Here is a 7,338-nt window from a genome sequence, read left to right as displayed (position 1 = left end):
GGGTGCGGGAGCGGACCGCCGCCCTGACCACGGCCGACGCGCAGCGCGCGCCGTACGCGGAGCGGGCCGCCGCGCAGCAGGCGCGGCTGAACCTGCCGGCCCTGCCGACCACGACCATCGGTTCGTTCCCCCAGACGTCCGAGATCCGCAGCACGCGCGCCGCATGGGTGCGGGGCGAGCTGTCCGACGCCGACTACACGGCGGCGATGCGTGCCGAGATCGCGAGCACGGTCGCGCTGCAGGAGGAGCTGGGCCTGGACGTGCTGGTGCACGGCGAGCCCGAGCGCAACGACATGGTGCAGTACTTCGCGGAGCAGCTCGACGGCTTCGCGACGACCGTCAACGGCTGGGTGCAGTCGTACGGTTCGCGCTGCGTGCGGCCGCCGATCCTGTGGGGCGACGTCTCCCGCCCGGCGCCTCTGACGGTGGAGTGGACGGCGTACGCGGCATCGCTGACGTCACGGCCGGTCAAGGGCATGCTCACGGGCCCGGTCACGATCCTGGCCTGGTCGTTCGTCCGCGACGACCTGCCGCTGGGCGACACCGCCGACCAGGTCGCCCTCGCGCTGCGCGACGAGGTGACGGACCTGGAGGCCGCGGGCATCGGCGTCGTGCAGGTGGACGAGCCCGCGCTGCGCGAGCTGCTGCCGCTGCGCACGGCCGCGCACCCCGGCTACCTGGAGTGGTCGGTGCGCTCGTTCCGGCTCGCGACCGCCGGCGCCGACACCGCGACCCAGGTGCACACGCACCTGTGCTACTCGGAGTTCGGCCAGGTCATCGGCGCGATCGACGGCCTCGACGCGGACGTGACGTCCGTGGAGGCGGCGCGGTCCCGCATGGAGATCGTCCCCGAGCTGGCCGACGCCGGGTACGGCCGCGGCATCGGGCCGGGCGTCTACGACATCCACAGCCCGCGCGTGCCGTCCGTCGAGGAGGTGACCGACCTGGTCGAGCTCGCCGCCAAGTCGATCGACCCCCGGCTGGTCTGGGTCAACCCGGACTGCGGCCTGAAGACCCGCGCGTACGCGGAGACGAAGGAGTCGCTGGCCAACCTGGTGACGGCGGCGAAGGCGGTCCGCGCCACCCTCTGACACCGGTCCGCTCTGCCGGCTGCCGCTGACAGCCGTCGGCGATTGCGCTTCGAGGCCTGTGTTTCTTCGCTCTGGGACGGCCCAGAGCGAAGAAACATAGGCCTCGAAGCGCAGTGGAGCCCGAGGATTCGAGCTCACCGACCGGGAGCCGTCAGCCCACGCGCCACTTCTGGGCCGCGGTCCCGTTGCAGGTCCAGATCTGCAGCTGCGTGCCGTTCGCGCTGTTGCTGTTCGGCACGTCCACGCACTTGTTCGCGAGGATCGAGACCAGGTCCCCCGCGCCGCTCAGCGTGAACTGCTGGGCCGGGTTGCCGCTGCAGTTGGCGAGCTGCACGGCCGTGCCGTCCGCCGTGTTGCCCCAGGCCACGTCCACGCACTTGCCGCCGGCCCGCAGGGTGCCGTCGGACTGGAACGCGAAGTTCTGCGCGCTGGTGCCGTTGCAGGTCCACAGCTGCAGCCGCTTGCCGTCGGAGAAGTCCGAGTTGGGCACATCGATGCACTTGCCCGCCAGGCCGACCAGCGGCCGGCCCCCGCTTCCACCGCCGGTGGTGGTCAGCTGCAGGCCGTACGCGCTCAGGATCGGGTTGACCGGCTGGTAGATGAACCGGCCGTTCGACGAGCAGTCGCCGATGCGGCCCGAGGTGACGCCCTGGGCCTGGTTGCCCGAGAGCACCGAGCCGCCGGAGTCGCCGCCCTCGGCGCACGCCGAACCGGTGGCCATGCCCGGGATGTCGCCGTCACCGTAGTTGATGGTCACGTTCTTCTCCTGGATAACGCCGCAGCGCCAGCCCGTGGTGCGGCCCGAGCGGCACACCGCCGCACCGATGCCCTGCTCGGAGGAGCCGGCGACCGCCGTCGTGCCGCCCGCGTAGTTGTTCACCGCGGGGGTGGGCGTCCAGTTGCTGTTGGTACCGACCCAGGCCCAGTCGTGGCCCGGGAACGTGGAACCGCGGTAGGTGCCGAGCGCGGCGCCGTCGGGCGCGTTGACCGGGTCGCCGGTCGAGCCGCAGTGCCCGGCCGTGACGAACCCGCCCGAGACGGCGAAGCCGATCGAGCACAGGGTCACGTAGCCGTTGCCGAGCGGCTTGTGGAACTCGTCGCCGCCGCGGATGTCGCGCGCCGTCTGGGGCGCCTCGGTCGACTTCTCCACCCGGACGACGTCGGCCGGCACGCCCGACTCGGCGATCATCGCCTTCGCCGCCGCCGTGTCGGCCGCCTCGACGACCACCTCGTTGGTCACCGGGTCCGCGTACCAGGCGTGCACCGAGTCGGGCGCGCCCACCTTGTCGAGCGACTCCTTCCAGGCGGTCAGGTCGTCCAGGCTGTGCTCGACGACGACGGCGTCCGCGCCGGCGCGCTCGGCCACCTTGGCGGCGGCCGCGCTGGTGACGCCGACGCGCGGAGCCTCGGCGCCGTCGGGCAGCCAGGTGCCCGCATACCGGTCGCCGAGCGCGGCGGTCAGGTGCTGCTCGACGATCGCGGCGTCGGCGTCGCGGGCGAGGCGGGCAGGGATCTCGGCCTTGGTGAGGCCGAGGTCGCGCTCCATCGCGCGGACCTGGCCGTCGGGCAGGGCATCGGGGCGGTCGGCGTCCTGGGCGCTCAGGACACTCTGTGTGCTCTGGGCGTCCTGCGTCGCCGGGGCGGCGCCCGCCGCGCTCGCGCCGGTGAGCGCCGTGCCGGCCATCAGCACAGCGGCTGACAGCGCTATCACGGAACGTGACGTTCTCAGGGATCGGGACATTGGTGTGCTCCTCGTCAGGCCTGGGGAACCTCGTGTGCCTCGGAGCGTATTGACGGTGCGGCACCACCAGAACGGGTGGGACGACCCTGTGTGGAAAGTACCTATCCATCCCTTATGCGCAGCCCATCGGGCCCACGGAGCCGGGGTCACTCACCCCGGTGTGAATTGAGGTCGGTCCGATGTCATGAGACCGGTCGGCTGACCGACCGGTCTCATGACATCGGACCGACCTCAGAGGGCGTGCCCCGGAGCAGCCCGGTGCAGGAACCCGGTCAGCCGCAGGCCGCCGCCTGGTACGGCACCGTCACCGTCTGGGTGGCCCGCCGGCCGTCCACGGTCGCCGTCACGACGGCGGTCACGGCGCCCGCGCCGACCTGTGCAGAGCCGGCCTCGAACGTCAGCTCGTCGTCGCCCCTGACCGTCTCGGTGCCGAAGTCGGACGTGACGCGGACCGACGCGCCCTCGGCGCCGTCCACCACGACCCGCAGCGTCGAGTCGCCGTCGACGCAGGCGGGGACCGCCCAGACCGTGACGCCGTTCGCCGCGTCCTCGGCCTCGCCCGCGGCGCGGGTCGCGGCCCGCTCCTCGGCACTCGGCGTCGTGGTCGTCGTGGCCGGGAGCTCCTCGGCGTCGCCGCCCTGCTCGGCGAGCAGCTGGACCTCGGCGAGCGACACCTCACCGCCGCCCGAGGACTCCTCCACCACGATCCGCAGGTGCCCGTACTCCGCCGGGTCCTCGACCTCGAAGGAACGGGTCTGCAGCGCCCAGCGGAACTCCTGGCCGGACCGCTCGTCGAGCACGGTCCACGCCTCGCCGTCGTCGGACCCCTCCAGGCGCCAGGCCGACGGCGCCGCGGTGCCCGCGGCACCCGAGGTGAGCGTGTACGTGCCTACCGTCGCCGTCGTGCCGGACCCGTCCCACGTGATGGTCGGGCTGCCGGTCGCGAACGTGGTGCGCGAGGACGACGTGTCGTCGACCAGCGCGTCGGCGGCAGAACCGTCGGAGACCGTCACGGTCCCGGCCGCCGTGGCGTCCCGGTCCGGCGTCGGCGGCTCGTCGCCCTCGGTGAGCGACGGCGGGGCGTCGTCGGCCCCCGTGCCCCACGCGGAGGGCTCCGGCCCCATCACGAAGTCCAGCCGGGCACCGCCCGACAGGTCGGCCTGCGACAGCGACGTCGACGTGCGCGATCTCCCGTCCACCCGCAGCGACTGCACGTAGACGTTCTCCACGGAGTTGCCCCGCGCGTTGATCACGAGGTCGCCGTCGGGCAGGTGCACCGTCGCCTTGTCGAACAGCGGCGAGCCGACGGCGTACTGGTCGGAGCCGACCTGCAGCGGGTAGAAGCCGAGCGCGGCGAAGATCCACCACGACGACATCTCGCCGTTGTCCTCGTCGCCCGGGTAGCCCTGGCCGATCTCGCTGCCCACGAACAGGCGGCGCGTGACCTCACGGACGATCTCCTGGGTCTTGTGCGGTGCGCCCGCGGCGTCGTACAGCCACGGGATGTGGTGGGACACCTGGTTGCTCATGCCCCACTGACCCAGCCGGATGTCCCGCGCCTCGCGCATCTCGTGGATGACGCCGCCGTACCCGCCGGTGTGGGTCGCGTCCTCGGGCGTGGCGAAGAACTCGTCGAGCTTGGTCTCCAGGCCCTCCTGGCCGCCGTAGAGGTTACCGAGGCCGCGCGGGTCCTGCGGCGCGTGGAACGAGAAGTTCCAGCCGCTGGTCTCGGTGTAGCCCCCGCCCCAGGTGCGCGGGTCGTAGTCCTCGGGCGCGTTGAGGAACGTGCCGTCGACGTGCCGCGGCTGGAAGAAGTCGATCTGCGGGTCGAAGAGCTCGCCGTAGTGCGTGGCTCGCTCCAGGAAGTAGGCCGACTCCTCGCGCAGGGTCGCGCGCCGGTCCCGCGGCGTGCGCCGGTCCTCCGCGAGCGCCGCGGCCATGTTGCCGATGCCGAAGTCGTTGATCAGCCCCTCCAGGCCCCAGGAGACGGACTCGTGCGTGCTCTCGGGCGTGAAGCCGAGGAACGGCGAGGTCTCCAGGCCCTTGCGGCCCACGGCGTTGTTCGGCGGGGCGACGGTGCCGTTCTTCAGCGCCGCGTCGTAGGCGTCGAGCGCCTTGTCGGTGGGCAGGGAGCCCTTGAGGTAGGCGTCGGCGAACGCGACGTCGGACGAGGTGCCCGTCATCAGGTCCGCGTAGCCGGGCGAGGACCAGCGGGCGATCCAGCCGCCGTCGCGGTACTGCTGCACGAACCCGTCGACGAGGTCCTTCGCGGCGTCCGGGTAGAGGAACGAGTACGCGGGCCAGGCCGTGCGGTAGGTGTCCCAGAACCCGTTGTTGACGTAGATCTTGCCGTCGGTGATCCTCGCGTTCGTCGTGGTGTCGGTCGCCTCGCCCGACGGCGCGGTCACCGGGCTCGCGTACTTGTACACGGGCCGCTTGGCGGTGCCGGTGTTCTCGAACTGCGAGTTCGGGTAGAGGTTGAGCCGGTAGAGGTTCGAGTAGAGGGTGACCAGCTCGTCCTCGCTGCCGCCCTGGGTCTCGATGACGCCGAGCCGGTCGTTCCACTGCCGCTCGGCGGCGCGCCGGACCTTCTCGAAGGAGCGGCCCGTGACCTCCAGGCCGAGGTTGGCGCGCGCCTGGTCCAGCCCGATGAACGAGGTGGCCACGCGCAGCTCGACGGTGCGGTCGCTGCGGGTGTCGAAGGTCGCGTACCGGGCGCCGGCCCGGTCGCCGGCCGCCTCGCCCACGGCCGACGGCACGCGGTCGAACGTGCCCGCCACGTACATCCGGGTGCGGCCCATGGACAGCCCGCTGCCGTTCTCGACCCAGCCGCTCAGCTCGCCGGTGGCGGCGTCGAACGACAGCTTCGAGGAGCCGGCGACGCGGTCGACGAGCACGTGGCCGACGCCGGCCCCGGCGTCCGCCCCGGCGTCCTTCGGGAACGTGTACCGCAGCACCGCCGCGTGGTCGGTCGGCGTCACCTCGGCCTTGGTCCCGTCGGCGAAGGTCACGCCGTAGTAGTGGGGGCGCGCGGTCTCGTCGGCGTGGTCGAACGCCAGGCCGCGGGCCTCCAGCCCGCCGTCGGGCACCCCCGCGCCCGTGGCCGGCTGGAAGGCGAGCTGGTTGCGGTCGCCCATCCAGGGGCTGGGCTCGTGCGAGATGCCGATGCCCTGGAGCACCGGGCGGTTCTGGTCGTCGTTCGCGGCCTGGTACTCGTACAGCCAGCTCTGCGACGACGCGTTGGTCAGCGGCGTCCAGAAGTTGAAGCCGTTCGGCACGGCGGTGGCCGGCACGTTGTTGCCGCGGGAGAACGACCCGCTCGACAGGGTGCCGCGGCGCGTGTCCACGTAGTTGGTCAGGCTGGAGCCGTCGACCCGCTCGGGCCGGGACTCGATCGCGACGTCGTCCAGCCAGCCGGCGAACCTGGTCGCGGCCGAGCCGCTGTCGTTGTCGTAGCCGAGCAGCACCTGGTCGACCGTCCGGCCGCGGGCCACGGACCCGAGGTCGACGCGCACGGAGTTCCACTGGTCGGCGTACAGGATCTTGCCCGCGCCCTGCCCGGCGGCCGTCGCGGCCGTGCCGTGCGCGTCGCGCGCGTCGAGGTCGGACAGGTAGGTGCCGTCGGTGAACCGCAGGTCCACGCTCGCGTAGGTGGACGGGTACTCCAGGTCGCCGAGCAGCTCGGGGAAGATCTTCCAGCTCAGGCGGGTGTCGCGCCCCACGCGGACGTCGACGTCGTCGTACAGCACGTTGGTCGCGTGCGCCGGGCCGTCGGCCTGGTGCCCGCCGTCGTACCGGAGGGAGGCGGTGCCGGTGAAGCCGACACCCTTCTTGTTCGTGAAGTCGACCGTGGTGGGCCCGGAGCCGACGGCGGTGGTCATCGGCTGGTCCGCGGGCTGCTCGTCCAGGCCGGCCGACAGGTCCCAGTCGGCGAGCTGCACGATGCCCGCGCCGCGGTTCTGCGTCACGTCCAGCCGGAACCAGGTGTAGGCGGCGGTGGGCTCGTCCAGCTCGAAGACCCGCTGCTCGAACCGGTCCTCGAAGTCCTCGCCGGTACGCTCGTCGATCGTCTCCCAGGTCTCGCCGTCCGTGGAGCCCTGCAGCGTCCAGGCGCGCGGGTCGCGGTCGGCGAAGTCGTTCGCGGAGGTCAGCGCGTACGCGGTGACCGTGGTGGGCTCGGTCATCTCGTAGGTGACCCAGCCCGTGCTCGCGAACGTCAGCCACTTGGTGGCCGACGACGCGTCCGCGAGGTTGGTCGCGCCCTCGTTGGGCAGGTTCTCCGCGCTGGCCGCGACGGCGTCGACCCGGTCCAGCACGCTGCCCGGCAGGCCGACGACGAACTCGCCGACGTTCTCCTGCCACGGGGCGCCGTCGCGCTCGGCGGGCGTGCTCTCCAGGGGCGCCGCGTCGTCGGCCTCGAAGGAGGTCGCGAAGTCGCCGCCGGCGTTCCCGTCCGAACGTCCGCCCGACGTCGCCGCGGCGGGAGCGGTGCCCACGGAACCGGCG

At 72.5% G+C, this 7,338-nt stretch carries 3 protein-coding genes; 1 reads left to right on the top strand and 2 read right to left on the bottom strand.

Features of this window, described 5'->3' with window-relative positions; translation table 11 throughout:
* Window positions 1-1,091: 5-methyltetrahydropteroyltriglutamate--homocysteine S-methyltransferase (metE, locus tag PROKR_RS09405; protein ID WP_036962491.1), on the top strand; the 1,091-nt coding region annotated here is incomplete at its 5' end.
* Between the two features lie 151 nt (window positions 1,092-1,242).
* Here metE and PROKR_RS09400 read toward each other — a convergent pair.
* Both PROKR_RS09400 and PROKR_RS09395 read right to left on the bottom strand, forming a co-directional pair.
* A complete protein-coding gene (locus PROKR_RS09400) occupies window positions 1,243-2,802 on the bottom strand; it encodes a ricin-type beta-trefoil lectin domain protein (RefSeq protein ID WP_245605768.1) in 1,560 nt (519 codons plus the stop codon).
* A 302-nt stretch (window positions 2,803-3,104) separates the two neighbouring features.
* A complete protein-coding gene (locus PROKR_RS09395; protein WP_051432824.1) occupies window positions 3,105-7,328 on the bottom strand; it encodes a GH92 family glycosyl hydrolase in 4,224 nt (1,407 codons plus the stop codon).
* Between the last annotated feature and the right edge of the window lie 10 nt (window positions 7,329-7,338).

Source organism: Promicromonospora kroppenstedtii DSM 19349 (genome assembly GCF_000515355.1).
Taxonomy (GTDB): Bacteria; Actinomycetota; Actinomycetes; order Actinomycetales; family Cellulomonadaceae; genus Promicromonospora; species Promicromonospora kroppenstedtii.
The sequence above is the reverse complement of the archived record's forward strand: the minus strand, read 5'-3'. Positions and strand labels throughout refer to the sequence as shown.